Annotated in this window: 12 protein-coding genes and 1 rRNA gene; 11 read left to right on the forward strand and 2 right to left on the reverse strand. The window is 39.9% G+C overall.

Annotated elements, in window-relative coordinates; translation table 11 throughout:
- Nucleotides 1-36: 36 nt before the first annotated feature.
- Nucleotides 37-1,011, reverse strand: a complete 975-nt coding sequence (locus tag MHI47_RS00375) for a sensor domain-containing diguanylate cyclase (protein ID WP_340829001.1) — start codon at nucleotides 1,009-1,011, stop codon at nucleotides 37-39.
- 27 nt (nucleotides 1,012-1,038) lie between these two features.
- Complete coding sequence (locus tag MHI47_RS00380; RefSeq protein ID WP_093538657.1) at nucleotides 1,039-1,839, reverse strand: alpha/beta fold hydrolase; 801 nt, start codon at nucleotides 1,837-1,839, stop codon at nucleotides 1,039-1,041.
- Nucleotides 1,840-2,101: 262 nt separating this feature from the next.
- Between MHI47_RS00380 and cysK the strand changes: the two genes are divergently transcribed.
- The 11 genes from cysK (at nucleotide 2,102) to MHI47_RS00435 (ending at nucleotide 12,635) form a co-directional block, all read left to right on the forward strand.
- Complete coding sequence (gene cysK, locus MHI47_RS00385) at nucleotides 2,102-3,025, forward strand: cysteine synthase A (RefSeq protein ID WP_093538658.1); 924 nt, start codon at nucleotides 2,102-2,104, stop codon at nucleotides 3,023-3,025.
- A gap of 159 nt (nucleotides 3,026-3,184) precedes the next feature.
- Complete coding sequence (locus tag MHI47_RS00390) at nucleotides 3,185-4,597, forward strand: anthranilate synthase component I family protein (protein ID WP_340829002.1); 1,413 nt, start codon at nucleotides 3,185-3,187, stop codon at nucleotides 4,595-4,597.
- Complete coding sequence (gene pabA, locus MHI47_RS00395; RefSeq protein WP_340829003.1) at nucleotides 4,594-5,184, forward strand: aminodeoxychorismate/anthranilate synthase component II; 591 nt, start codon at nucleotides 4,594-4,596, stop codon at nucleotides 5,182-5,184. Before MHI47_RS00390 ends, pabA begins: the two co-directional genes overlap by 4 nt.
- Entirely contained in the window at nucleotides 5,185-6,024 is an 840-nt protein-coding gene (gene pabC, locus MHI47_RS00400) for an aminodeoxychorismate lyase (protein ID WP_093538660.1), read from the forward strand. It abuts the gene before it with no gap.
- A complete protein-coding gene (gene folP / locus MHI47_RS00405) occupies nucleotides 6,024-6,881 on the forward strand; it encodes a dihydropteroate synthase (RefSeq protein ID WP_340831969.1) in 858 nt (285 codons plus the stop codon). Before pabC ends, folP begins: the two co-directional genes overlap by 1 nt.
- 5 nt (nucleotides 6,882-6,886) lie before the next feature.
- A complete protein-coding gene (gene folB, locus MHI47_RS00410; RefSeq protein WP_093538661.1) occupies nucleotides 6,887-7,252 on the forward strand; it encodes a dihydroneopterin aldolase in 366 nt (121 codons plus the stop codon).
- Nucleotides 7,249-7,770, forward strand: a complete 522-nt coding sequence (folK, locus tag MHI47_RS00415; RefSeq protein ID WP_340829004.1) for a 2-amino-4-hydroxy-6-hydroxymethyldihydropteridine diphosphokinase — start codon at nucleotides 7,249-7,251, stop codon at nucleotides 7,768-7,770. Before folB ends, folK begins: the two co-directional genes overlap by 4 nt.
- The gene (locus MHI47_RS00420) at nucleotides 7,722-7,943 is read left to right on the forward strand and encodes a helix-turn-helix domain-containing protein (protein WP_093538663.1); all 222 of its coding nucleotides are present in this window, start codon (nucleotides 7,722-7,724) and stop codon (nucleotides 7,941-7,943) included. The genes folK and MHI47_RS00420 overlap by 49 nt, the downstream gene beginning before the upstream one ends.
- Nucleotides 7,943-8,968, forward strand: a complete 1,026-nt coding sequence (gene dusB, locus MHI47_RS00425; protein ID WP_340771281.1) for a tRNA dihydrouridine synthase DusB — start codon at nucleotides 7,943-7,945, stop codon at nucleotides 8,966-8,968. Before MHI47_RS00420 ends, dusB begins: the two co-directional genes overlap by 1 nt.
- Nucleotides 8,969-9,146: 178 nt before the next feature.
- Nucleotides 9,147-10,637 (forward strand): lysine--tRNA ligase, encoded by a 1,491-nt coding sequence (gene lysS, locus MHI47_RS00430; protein WP_340761096.1) that lies wholly within the window; start codon nucleotides 9,147-9,149, stop codon nucleotides 10,635-10,637.
- 444 nt (nucleotides 10,638-11,081) lie between these two features.
- Nucleotides 11,082-12,635 (forward strand): 16S ribosomal RNA (locus tag MHI47_RS00435).
- The last annotated feature ends 116 nt before the right edge of the window (nucleotides 12,636-12,751 follow it).

Genomic DNA, 12,751 nt, shown 5'->3' on the forward strand with positions numbered 1-12,751 from the left:
AGACCATCTTTTATAATAAAGATGGTCTTTTTTAATTTAGATGATCTGAAAAGTAGCATGTGTCACTTTATTCCTTCCGCTTTCCTTTGAAGAATAGAGTGCTTTATCTGCATGTGCCATAATAGAAGAGGTTGTATCCATAGGATTACTAGTCGCTACACCAATACTCACGGTAATTTTCATGATCTCCCATTTAGCAAATTGAATGGTACTTCTTAATAGCTCTGCTTCTTTTAAAGACTCTTCCTCATTTCTCAAAGGCAAAATTACAACGAATTCCTCACCACCATATCGAGCGATCGTATAGTCTTTTGGGAAAAAATCCGCCAATAGCTTAGTTAATTGGATTAAAACCTTATCACCTACAAGATGTCCGTGTGTATCATTGACCGTTTTAAAATGATCAATATCTAATATTAACAGTGAAAAGAGGCAATTGGTTTGTTTAAGTTGCACTAAGTATTCATCTAATTTTTCAATGAAGTATCTGCGGTTTTTTAAACCAGTAAGCCCGTCAGTAATGGAAAGTATCTCGAGCTTATTGTTTAGTTTTAGTAATTCTATTTGCTTATGTTCAAGCTCAAGATGTAGTTCTTCCATTTTTACTAAAGCGGCATTCTTCTCACGATATGCTTCCTCTACTAGTATTTTAGCTTGACGTATTTCTTGTTCATAATCTATTCGTCTACCCATATGTACAAAAATACAATCTACAACATCAGTTTCCTCATAATATTTCCCGTTAAATAATACTGGAATATCTGTACCGTTACTTCCTTTTAAGTTTAAATATATTTCATCCACATATCCATTTAGTTGGATAAAAGGATAAAAACAGGAGTGGAACAATAATTTATTGGCAACGGACATAATAGATTCAATATGATTGGAGATTAAATTGTCTTGTGTGTAGTTTCCCATCTCAAGGAATGTTCTATTTACATCTAAAATTACTCCTTGTGGCGTCATGGAAATGTAACCACACGGCAAACTATACAATCTCTTATCCATCAAAGTACATCCTTCCAATTCAAATATTTACGTCAATAGAAAATTATTTATATAACTAATCGTTTCTTTGGGATGGCTAAGGTGAGGGTAATGCCCCTTAGCTTCCATTAAGTAAAGCGTACTATTCTTCATATGCTCGTGTAAATAATTGCCTACTACTAGAGGTACGATACTGTCATCAGAACATTGCATTATTAACGTAGGTGTTGTTACTTTATCTAAATCTGCACGATGGTCAGAAAAGAACGTAGTCTCAGCAAATTGTCTAGTTATTAAAGGATTTGATCGAGTAAAGCTCTTTTCAAGTTCTTCTGTTAGTGCAGGAACGTCAGGGTTTTTCATACCGAGCGGTGCCATAAAGCTAGCCCAACTAAAATAATTCATTTCCATCATAGTGAGTAGTTCTAGGACATCCTTTTCTTCGAACCCACCATGATATATGTCCCCCTCATTGATATAGCAAGGAGAAGGTCCAATCATTATCATTTTACTGAAGTATTCAGGGCGTTCAATAGATGCAAGCATGCCAATCATGGAACTGACCGAATGTCCGATAAATATAACATTCTTTAATTTGAGTGTTTCCAGAATGTCTAAAACGTCCTGAGCGTAGCCATGAAGTGTGCTGTACTTTTCGAAATCATACGCAGTTAAATCTGAATTTCCTGACCCTACATGATCAAACAAGATTATTTGATAATTTTTTTCAAAAAATGGTGTAATATATCTCCACATATTTTGATCGCATCCAAAACCATGTGCGAATATAATAGTACGGTCGCCCTCACCTAAAATTTTCACATTATTTCTAACTAGTATATTATTCATAAAAAAACCCCGATCATCTTAGATTTGTTTTCATTAAATTTAAGTTGACATTTGCACAAAATTCTCCGAAGTATAATCATTGTAAATAATCAATTATACACGAGTTACTTTTAGTATTCTATCGCTTAAATGATAATATGGATAAATTTTCATGATGGAATATTCAGAAATATTGAATGTAAATTTATTGACATTTTCACTGAATCATTGGTATGATTAAGAAATAAAACCTATTAGACAAGTAGGGATTGGGAGTGGAGAAATGACGAAGTTAGCGCAATCTGTATTGGATTTGATCGGAAATACACCAATCGTAAAATTAAACCGTGTAGGAAACCCTGAAGATGCTGAGGTATATGTAAAACTTGAATACTTTAATCCAGGGAGTAGCGTAAAGGATCGTATCGCAATGGCCATGATTCAAGCTGCTGAAAAAGAAGGTAAGTTAAAAGAAAATGGCACAATTATAGAGCCTACAAGTGGTAACACAGGGATTGGTCTTGCTATGATAGCGGCAGCAAAAGGCTATAACGCTGTATTAGTTATGCCTGATACTATGAGCTTAGAGCGTAGAAACCTACTTCGCGCTTACGGAGCGGACCTTGTATTAACTCCTGGTGCTGACGGTATGAAGGGTGCTATTGCAAAAGCGGAAGAGCTTGCAAAAGAAAATGGTTGGTTTATGCCCCAACAATTCAATAATGGAGCAAATCCAGAAATCCATCGCTTAACAACTGGTCCTGAAATCGTAGAGGCATTCGATCAATTAGATGGATTTGTATCAGGTATTGGTACTGGTGGAACAATTACAGGAGCAGGTGGAGTGTTAAAAGAAAACTTCCCAGGTATCCATATTGCTGCAGTAGAGCCAACTGATTCAAATATATTATCTGGTGGTAAACCAGGCCCTCATAAAATTCAAGGTATTGGTGCAGGATTTATACCAGAAGTTCTGGATACAAAGCTTTATGACTCAATCATTCAAGTAACGAATGACGATGCATATGCCACTTCTCGTGAAGTAGCGAAACTAGAAGGTATTCTTGGTGGAGTTTCTGCAGGTGCAGCAATTTATGCGGCCCTTCAACTTGCTAAAGAACTTGGAAAAGGGAAAAAGGTATTAGCGATTGTTCCGGATAATGGAGAGCGTTACTTAAGCACACCTTTATACAAATTCGAAGATTAATAACAAATAGATAGAAAATATGAAGAGAGGGAGCAGTTAATGCTTCCTCTTTTTTCTGTATTTCTATTTTATAAATAGTTTCAATTATTTTCTTAGTGGCGAAAAGGAGTAGTTTCAAGTTAAGATGAAATCAAATCGTTTATAGGGGGATTTGAGAAAGTGAATATCAAACTAGAGACACATACCTTTCATTTGACAAAGGAAACTTTTTTCTATGCTTATAAAATGTTAACAAAAGAGCAACCATATAACGTGTTTTTAGAGAGTGGCAGGGGTGGTCACTTATCTGTTGCAGCTTGGAATCCTGTAGCTATAGCAAAGTCAGTAGAAAATGGCTTGCAGATTCATTGGAGAAGTGGAGAAAGAGAAGTTCGTGAAGGAGAGGCACTAGAGGAGTTAGAAAAACTAGTTTCTGAATATAAGTTGCCTTTTCAGCAAAATCTACCCGACTACCAAGGTGGGGCTATTGGTTTTATTAGTTATGATTATGCAAGGAAGATAGAAGTTTTACCGGATTTGGCTGAGAATGATTTACATATTCCAGATATCTATTTCCATCTATACGATTGTTGGGCAGTATTAGATATAAAAACAGAAGTGGTCACGTTAATGAAGCTCTCTACTTGTGATGTAGATTTAATGGAACTAAAGCAAGAGTATATGGAAGCAGCTGAAAAGGGAATGGATTTAAGGAAGTTTCATCCTGGTTCTGCAATGGAAGTAGCGGAAGACCCAGCTGAGTTAAAGGTGTCGGTAAGCTCAAGTGAGTTTGAATCTGCCGTATCGAAAGTTCAACAATACATAGCGCAAGGCGACGTTTTCCAGGTTAACTTATCTGTCAGACAATCGAAACAATTGAAAGTAAGTCCAATAGAAATGTATGAAGCATTGCGTGCATTCAACCCTTCTCCTTATATGGCTTATATACAAGCACCAGAGTTCTCAGTTGTCTCAGGATCCCCCGAATTATTAGTAAAGAAAAAGGGGACTGAGTTATCTACAAGACCAATTGCTGGAACAAGACCGCGGGGGAAAAGTGACTCGGAAGATATCTTGTTAGCAAATGAATTGATTGAAAATGAAAAAGAGCGTGCGGAGCATGTCATGCTTGTCGACTTGGAGCGAAATGACCTTGGCCGTGTTTCGTCCTATGGAACAGTGGAAGTGGATGAGTTTATGGTTATAGAAAAATACTCTCATGTGATGCATATTGTCTCTAATGTAAAAGGGACACTTCAATCTGGTACATCCAATAAAGAGATCATTCGTGCAATGTTCCCTGGAGGTACGATAACCGGTGCACCTAAAATTCGGACGATGGAAATAATCGAAGAGCTAGAGCCAGTGCGTAGAGGGCTTTATACAGGGTCAATTGGGTGGTTAGGATTTTCCGGAGATTTAGAATTTAATATTGTAATACGTACTGCATTTATTCAAGACGGGATGGCTCATATACAAGCTGGTGCTGGCATTGTCATTGACTCGGTACCGAGCGCGGAATATACGGAATCATTAAACAAAGCAAAAGCAGTGTGGCAGGCGAAGGCTATGGCAGAAGGAGGGTACAAATGATCTTAATGATTGATAACTATGATTCTTTTACTTATAATCTCGTTCAATATATAGGAGAGTTAGAAATTGAAGTAAAGGTGGTTCGTAATGACGAAATAACTATAGAGAATATTCTAGAACTAGACCCTCAAGTCATTGTTGTGTCGCCTGGACCATGTACACCAAATGAAGCTGGTATTAGTTTGGAGGTAATTACGTATTTTGCAGGGAAGATTCCTATTCTGGGTGTTTGTTTAGGTCACCAGGCTATTGGACAAGCATTTGGAGGAAAGGTTATACGTGCCGAACGTTTGATGCATGGGAAAGTTTCTCCAGTTTTCCATGACGAAACTGGTGTGAATAGCAATATGCCAAATCCTTTTCAGGCGACAAGGTACCATTCCTTACTTGTGGAAAGAGAATCATTACCGGACTGTTTGGAGATTACCGCTTGGACAGAAGAAGGGGAAATAATGGGACTTCGTCATAAAAAGTATGCTGTAGAGGGAGTTCAATACCATCCGGAGTCAATCATGACCGAAGAAGGTAAAAAAATCATCCGTAACTTTGTTGAAACGTATAACTTTACCGCTAAGGAGAGTCATTAAATGGATGCATGGAAAGATGGAAGACTTTACCGCGCAGACGAACTAATGGTATCTGCATATGATCACGGCTTTTTATATGGACTTGGCTTTTTTGAAACGTTTCGTACATACAATGGAAAAGTTTTTTTATGGGATGCGCACTGGAATCGTTTATGCCGGGCACTTTCCGACTTCCGAATAGAGTTGCCCTGTGAAGAACAGGAGCTAATTGCAGCGGTAGCAGCACTTACAGAAGCGAATCATGGGGAGGATGGCTATTTTCGGTTGAATATTTCGGCTGGTCCCCACGACATTGGTTTGCAACCTTCGTATTATAAGAAGCCGACAGTAATTTTATATCGTAAAGCATTGCAAATTGCAACTAGGGGCACAGAGAAATCTGCTATCTGGCTAGAGACAGTTAGAAATACTCCTGAAAGTGGTATGCGTCATAAATCCCACCACTATGCGAATAACGTACAAGCTAGATTCGAGTTAGAGTCGCTAGCTTCTTGTGAAGGTTTTTTCCTAACGGTAGATGGGTTTGTAGCAGAGGGAATAACATCGAACATTTTTTGGTCCACTAATGGGAAGTTGTATACTCCATCTTTACAAACGGGTATTTTAGCAGGTACGACACGTGAGTGGGTGAGAAACTGTTCTTTATTTGAAGTGGAAGAAGGTTTCTTCACAAAGGATGAATTAGAAAAGGCGGATGAAGTATTTATCACTAATGCGGTACAGGAAATAATACCGATTAAGCAATTGGGGAAAATCCAGTTTTGGGGTAATGCGGGACCAGTTTATAAGGCGTTACATGATAGCTATAAAAGATGCATACAGCAAGAAGGGATCGAATGATGAATTTACACAAAAATAGTGGCAAGTTTGAAGCTGGTGGAGTTGCGTTAGACTTTCAGAAGGAAACGATTGTGATGGGTATATTAAATATTACTCCTGACTCTTTTTCAGACGGTGGAAAGTTTAACAAAATAGAAACTGCTGTTGCAAGAGCGAAACAAATGGTTGCTGATGGTGCCAAAATAATAGATATTGGCGGTGAATCTACAAGACCTGGCTATACCCGTATTTCAGATGATGAAGAAATTGCTCGTGTTGTTCCTGTCATTCAAGCGATAAGAGCAGAAGTAAATACAGTAATCTCGATTGATACATATAAATCTGCAGTTGCAAAAGCTGCAGTACTTGCGGGTGCACATGTGATAAACGATATTTGGGGAGCTAAGAGAGATCCTGAAATAGCAAAAATTGCAGCTGATCATGGAGTTCCGATAATATTGATGCACAATAGAGACAATGAAGAGTATGCTGATTTCTGGTCAGAAGCAAAACAAGATTTAGAAGAGAGTATTCAAATAACGAAAGCGGCTGGAGTTCCGGACGAGCATATATGGTTGGATCCGGGTATTGGTTTCGCCAAATCAACTACTCAAAACATCTGGATGATACAGCATTTAAGTGATTTAGTTGAGATGGGTTACCCTGTATTATTGGCAACGTCTCGTAAACGATTAATCGGTAACGTTTTGAATCTTCCTGTCGATGAACGAATGGAAGGTACTGGAGCAACAGTTTGTTATGGTGTTCAAGTTGGGTGTCATTTGGTGCGAGTACATGATGTAAAAGAAATAACTCGTATGACGAAAATGATGGATGTATTGACTGGAAAAGTGAAGTATATGGAAAGTGAGGCGTAATATAAATGGATTATATACATTTGAATGACTTAGAATTTTACGGATTTCACGGAGCATTGCCAGAGGAAACAAAGTTAGGTCAAATATTTAGAGTAACCATCACGTTAGCATGTGATTTGAAAAAAGCAGGTGAAACCGATAATTTAGAGGAAACTGTAAACTATGCAGAGGTCTTTGAGCTATGCAAAGGAATAGTAGAAGGCAAACCGTATTTATTAATAGAAGCAGTTGCAGAAAAAGTCGCTACATCTATCTTACAAGAATATGCAGAGAAGGTTAGTGGCTGCCGTATCCAATTAGTAAAACCGAATCCCCCGATTGTTGGACATTATGCTTCTGTGGCCGTCGATATTACTAGAGGGACATTATGATGAATCCTGTATTTATATCGCTAGGATCAAACATAGGAAATCGTTTGGAGTTCCTTCAGCAAGCAGTGCGGTTGTTGCAGCAAGTAGAAGGAGTGAATGTAGTCAAAGTATCTTCGGTTTATGAAACAGACCCGGTGGGGTATGAGGATCAGGCTGCATTTTTGAATATGGTAGTAAAGATTGAAACGTTATGTAGTCCACATGAAATGTTAAAAAAGTGTAATGAGATAGAGGCACAATTAGGACGAACTCGAGAAATCCATTGGGGGCCCCGAACTGTAGACCTTGACATTTTGTTGTATAATAAAGAGAATATGAAAACAGAGGACCTTATTATCCCACATCCACGGATGATGGAAAGAGGCTTCGTGCTTATACCACTTGTGGAATTACAGGCGGATTTAGTAGATCCGCAATCTAAGCAGTTAATAGCAGATGCTGCGCAAGTTCAGAAAGAAGGCGTCCATTTATGGAGAACATTCGATGGGGTCGGCGCATTCGTGCATTTCGTAGGTTAAAAATGGTAAAGCAGGTTGAACTTGCAAAAGAAATGGAAATGTCTGTGTCTATACTTGGTCAAATTGAGCAGGGTAAACGAATTCCGAGTGAGGAGCAATTAGAAAAGATTGCCTCTATACTTCATATACAAGTAGAAGAATTAAAAGGAGAAACAAAGGTAGGTGAACAATGATGGCAAATGCATCGACAAAACCATTTAAAATAGGTAATCACATAATGGATAATCGAGTAGTATTAGCACCAATGGCTGGTATTTGTAATTCAGCATTTCGATTGACTGTAAAGGAATTCGGAGCTGGCTTAGTATACGCTGAGATGATCTCGGATAAAGGGATTGTACAGAAAAACGAAAGAACCTTGAGTATGCTTTATATTGACGAGCGTGAAAATCCACTATCACTTCAGATTTTTGGTGGAGAAAAAGAAACTCTTGTAGAAGCAGCTAAGTATGTTGACCAAAACACGTCAGCGGATATCATTGATATCAATATGGGTTGTCCTGTAAACAAAATCATTAAATGCGAGGCTGGAGCTAGAATGCTTTTGGATCCTAACAAGATTTATGAAATGGTTGCAGCGGTAGTAGATAACGTTAAAAAACCAGTAAGTGTGAAAATGCGTACTGGTTGGGATGAAGAACATCTATATATGGTGGAAAATGCCCAAGCTATAGAACGTGCTGGCGGATCAGCAGTAGCTGTCCATGGTCGTACACGCGTCCAAATGTATGAAGGACATGCAAACTGGGATTTAATACGTCAAGTGAAAGAGGCAGTGAATATTCCTGTTATCGGAAATGGTGACGTAAATACACCTCAAGATGCAAAACGTATGCTAGATGAGACAGGTGTAGATGCAGTTATGATTGGTCGTGCTGCGCTAGGTGATCCGTGGATGATTTACCGTACAGTAGAGTACTTGGAATCGGGTCTGTTAAAACCAGAACCAACTGTACAAGAAAAAATGGACATATGCTTACTGCATTTTGAACGTTTAATGGCCCTAAAAGGTGAAAATATTGCGGTTAGAGAAATGCGCAAACATGCTTCTTGGTACTTAAAAGGTATTCGGGGCAATGGTATAGCAAGAAACAAGATTAATCAAACTGAATCTGCACAAGAGTTAAAAGACTATTTACGTTACTTTGCAGAAGAGTCTTCTAAAGAATATGAGGCTGCAGAATCTATCCTGATTTAATCGATAAACCAAAGGGCTGTCACTATAGGTGGCAGCTTTTTCCGTTTAAAACCATAATCAGAATAATAGAAAAAGTATTCTTCTATTAGAAAAAGATGATTAGAATGCAGAAATTGTGTACAATAAATGCAACGTGAAAAAGTAATTACGGATAATAGATAGTGGAGGAGTGACGAACATGTCTAATATGGAAGAATTAAACGATCAACTTTTGGTGAGAAGACAAAAGATGGCTTCAATACAAGAAAAAGGGCTAGATGCTTTTGGTAGTAAATTCGTACGTTCACATTTAAGTAATGAAGTAGTTACTGAGTTTGATCAATTTACAAAAGAACAATTAGAAGAAACACTACATGAAGTGATTATTGCTGGTAGAATTATGACGAAGCGTGGAAAAGGAAAAGCAGGATTTGCACATATTCAGGATCTTGGTGGCCAAATTCAAATTTATGTACGTAAAGATGCTATTGGTGATGACGCTTATGAGTTATTTAATACAGCTGATTTAGGAGATATAGTGGGTATACGTGGAAATGTATTCCGTACACAAGTTGGAGAGCTATCTGTAAAAGCAACTGAGTTCACATTCTTAACTAAATCTCTACGACCGATGCCGGAGAAATTCCATGGCTTAAAAGATGTCGAGCAACGTTATCGTCAACGTTATTTAGATCTAATGACTAGTGAAGAAAGTAAAAATACATTTATAACGAGAAGTCGTATTATTCGTGCTATGCGTCGTTACTTAGATAACGAAGGCTACTTAGAGGTGGAAACACCAATGTTACATACAATAGCAGGTGGAGCAGCAGCTCGTCCCTTCATAACGCATCATAATGCGTTAGATATGGAATTATATATGCGTATCGCAATTGAATTACATTTAAAACGCCTTATCGTAGGTGGATTAGAGAAAGTCTATGAAATTGGTCGTGTATTCCGTAACGAAGGTGTATCTACACGCCATAACCCAGAGTTTACGATGATTGAATTGTATGAAGCTTATGCAGACTATAATGATATTATGAATCTAACGGAAAACTTAGTTGCTCATGTAGCGCAAGATGTTTTAGGGACAACTACGGTAACTTACGGGGAAGATCAGATTAATCTTGCGCCGGGTTGGAGACGTTGGCATATGGCTGATGCGGTAAAAGAAACTACGGGTGTTGACTTCTGGGCAGAGCTTACAAAGGAAGAGGCGCACGCTTTAGCTAAGGAGCACGGAGTAGATGTAAGACCATCTATGGAAGTAGGACATGTATTAAATGAATTCTTCGAACAAAAAGTAGAAGAAACACTAGTGCAACCGACATTTATCTTTGGTCATCCAGTAGAAGTATCACCACTTGCGAAGAAAAATCCAGAAGACGGCCGCTTTACTGATCGTTTTGAATTATTCATCGTCCGTCGTGAGCATGCGAATGCTTTTACAGAGTTAAATGATCCTATTGATCAACGTCAGCGCTTCGAAGCACAAATGGTAGAAAAAGAAGCTGGTAATGACGAAGCGCATGAAATGGATGAAGATTTCTTAGAAGCGCTTGAGTATGGAATGCCGCCAACAGGTGGTCTAGGTATCGGTATAGATAGATTAGTGATGTTATTAACTAACTCAGCCTCTATTCGCGATGTACTATTATTTCCGACAATGCGTCATAAAGATTAAGATAGGTATTATAAAAAGTGAGTTACTACTATTAGTAGTGGCTCACTTTTTATATTTATACTATATATTGTGTGTAGAATAGTCGTTAGAAGTTTTTAAATAAAATTTATGAAAACCACTTGTCAGAACGTTTTACAGGTGGTATAGTTATCAAGTTGTCATTTTCATTAGTGACTTACACGAAAAACAAATTAAAAAAAGTTGTTGACAACGATATCAGGATTTGGTATGATATTAAAGTCGCCAAAACGACATTGCAACAACATGAACATTGAAAACTGAACATGCAAAACGTTAAGAAACATAGCTTTCAACTAACTTGTTAGGATGATAGCAAAACAATTTTGGACATCATTTAATGATGATGCCAGCAAAACAAAATGAGCTTTTAAACTAGTTCTAATTTGTTCGCTTTCAATGTGCTCTGCATACTGGAAGTGAACTATTATGGAGAGTTTGATCCTGGCTCAGGACGAACGCTGGCGGCATGCCTAATACATGCAAGTCGAGCGAATGACGAAGAAGCTTGCTTCTTCTGATTTAGCGGCGGACGGGTGAGTAACACGTGGGCAACCTGCCCTGTAGATTGGGATAACTCCGGGAAACCGGGGCTAATACCGAATAATCCATTTCCTCTCATGGGGAGATGTTAAAAGACGGTTTCGGCTGTCACTACAGGATGGGCCCGCGGCGCATTAGCTAGTTGGTGAGGTAACGGCTCACCAAGGCGACGATGCGTAGCCGACCTGAGAGGGTGATCGGCCACACTGGGACTGAGACACGGCCCAGACTCCTACGGGAGGCAGCAGTAGGGAATCTTCCACAATGGACGAAAGTCTGATGGAGCAATGCCGCGTGAGTGAAGAAGGTTTTCGGATCGTAAAACTCTGTTGTGAGGGAAGAACAAGTATGAGAGTAACTGCTCGTACCTTGACGGTACCTCATTAGAAAGCCACGGCTAACTACGTGCCAGCAGCCGCGGTAATACGTAGGTGGCAAGCGTTGTCCGGAATTATTGGGCGTAAAGCGCGCGCAGGCGGTCCTTTAAGTCTGATGTGAAATCCCACGGCTCAACCGTGGAAGGTCATTGGAAACTGGGGGACTTGAGTACAGAAGAGGAAAGCGGAATTCCAAGTGTAGCGGTGAAATGCGTAGAGATTTGGAGGAACACCAGTGGCGAAGGCGGCTTTCTGGTCTGTAACTGACGCTGAGGCGCGAAAGCGTGGGGAGCAAACAGGATTAGATACCCTGGTAGTCCACGCCGTAAACGATGAGTGCTAAGTGTTAGGGGGTTTCCGCCCCTTAGTGCTGCAGCTAACGCATTAAGCACTCCGCCTGGGGAGTACGGTCGCAAGACTGAAACTCAAAGGAATTGACGGGGGCCCGCACAAGCGGTGGAGCATGTGGTTTAATTCGAAGCAACGCGAAGAACCTTACCAGGTCTTGACATCCCGCTGACCGGCCTAGAGATAGGCTTTTCCCTTCGGGGACAGCGGTGACAGGTGGTGCATGGTTGTCGTCAGCTCGTGTCGTGAGATGTTGGGTTAAGTCCCGCAACGAGCGCAACCCTTGATCTTAGTTGCCAGCATTTAGTTGGGCACTCTAAGGTGACTGCCGGTGATAAACCGGAGGAAGGTGGGGATGACGTCAAATCATCATGCCCCTTATGACCTGGGCTACACACGTGCTACAATGGACGGTACAGAGGGTCGCAACCCCGCGAGGGTGAGCAAATCCCATAAAACCGTTCTCAGTTCGGATTGTAGGCTGCAACTCGCCTACATGAAGCCGGAATCGCTAGTAATCGTGGATCAGCATGCCACGGTGAATACGTTCCCGGGCCTTGTACACACCGCCCGTCACACCACGAGAGTTTGTAACACCCGAAGTCGGTGGGGTAACCCTTACGGGAGCCAGCCGCCGAAGGTGGGACAGATGATTGGGGTGAAGTCGTAACAAGGTAGCCGTATCGGAAGGTGCGGCTGGATCACCTCCTTTCTAAGGATAATATCGGAATACGAATCTTTATTCGTATCTTAACGTTTTGCAGTTCAGTTTTGAATGTTCATTTTATATGAAGATTCAACGCTTGTTCTTTGAAAACTGGATAAAAC

The organism is Psychrobacillus sp. FSL H8-0487 (genome assembly GCF_038008385.1).
GTDB classification, from domain to species: Bacteria; Bacillota; Bacilli; order Bacillales_A; family Planococcaceae; genus Psychrobacillus; species Psychrobacillus psychrotolerans.

Coding starts and splice junctions, on each gene's coding strand:
- folB (WP_093538661.1), top strand. CDS start 6,887: ATGGATTATATACATTTGAATGACTTAGAATTTTACGGATTTCACGGA.
- folP (WP_340831969.1), top strand. CDS start 6,024: ATGAATTTACACAAAAATAGTGGCAAGTTTGAAGCTGGTGGAGTTGCG.
- cysK (WP_093538658.1), top strand. CDS start 2,102: ATGACGAAGTTAGCGCAATCTGTATTGGATTTGATCGGAAATACACCA.
- MHI47_RS00380 (WP_093538657.1), bottom strand. CDS start 1,839: ATGAATAATATACTAGTTAGAAATAATGTGAAAATTTTAGGTGAGGGC.
- dusB (WP_340771281.1), top strand. CDS start 7,943: ATGGCAAATGCATCGACAAAACCATTTAAAATAGGTAATCACATAATG.
- MHI47_RS00375 (WP_340829001.1), bottom strand. CDS start 1,011: ATGGATAAGAGATTGTATAGTTTGCCGTGTGGTTACATTTCCATGACG.
- pabC (WP_093538660.1), top strand. CDS start 5,185: ATGGATGCATGGAAAGATGGAAGACTTTACCGCGCAGACGAACTAATG.
- pabA (WP_340829003.1), top strand. CDS start 4,594: ATGATCTTAATGATTGATAACTATGATTCTTTTACTTATAATCTCGTT.
- lysS (WP_340761096.1), top strand. CDS start 9,147: ATGTCTAATATGGAAGAATTAAACGATCAACTTTTGGTGAGAAGACAA.
- folK (WP_340829004.1), top strand. CDS start 7,249: ATGATGAATCCTGTATTTATATCGCTAGGATCAAACATAGGAAATCGT.
- MHI47_RS00420 (WP_093538663.1), top strand. CDS start 7,722: ATGGAGAACATTCGATGGGGTCGGCGCATTCGTGCATTTCGTAGGTTA.